The 527-nt window shown below is 38.9% G+C and carries 1 protein-coding gene; it reads left to right on the top strand.

All coding sequences use genetic code 11. The features are described from left to right. The coding region (locus ADIWIN_RS20460; protein WP_200859776.1) for a hypothetical protein at window positions 1-421 on the top strand (421 nt) is incomplete at its 5' end. Window positions 422-527 lie beyond the last annotated feature (106 nt).

Genomic DNA, 527 nt, shown 5'->3' with positions numbered 1-527 from the left:
TTTTGTAGATCCCGGAAAAATGGCCTCCTACAACCAAGGTTTAGTGCCAGAAGTAATCAAAAACCACCAGTCAGTAGCAGACCATTATAATATCCCAACCATAAACCTGGCAAAAGAAGTAACAGACAGAATCAATGCTGGGGAATTTACCTGGGAAGATGATTTCAAAAATCTTCATCCTTCACCGTTTGGCCAAGGGATTTACGGCAATTCTATTATCACCTTCCTTAAAAATAGCTATAATAAAAGGCAAAACATGTCGGATAAAACAACCAGCTATTCGACACCAGAAAGGATAGACCCTTATTCCTATGATAAGGGAAAACTAATAGATATAAATGAGGCACAACTAGCTAAAGGATGGCACATAGATTCAAACTGGAAGCCAAATGACAATAAAAAACAAGACCTGACTTTGTAAATGAGCCTTTTTAATTGGGAACAAAGGAGCTAAATCCCTTAAACTAAGATTCGAGGGCAATACTGTGGGGATTGTAGTAGCTGCAGGTCAGGATGCCGCCAATATT

The organism is Winogradskyella psychrotolerans RS-3 (assembly GCF_000427335.1).
In the GTDB taxonomy this organism is placed as follows: Bacteria; Bacteroidota; Bacteroidia; order Flavobacteriales; family Flavobacteriaceae; genus Winogradskyella; species Winogradskyella psychrotolerans.
Note: the sequence above shows the minus strand (reverse complement) of the source record. Positions and strands in the feature narration are given on the sequence as shown.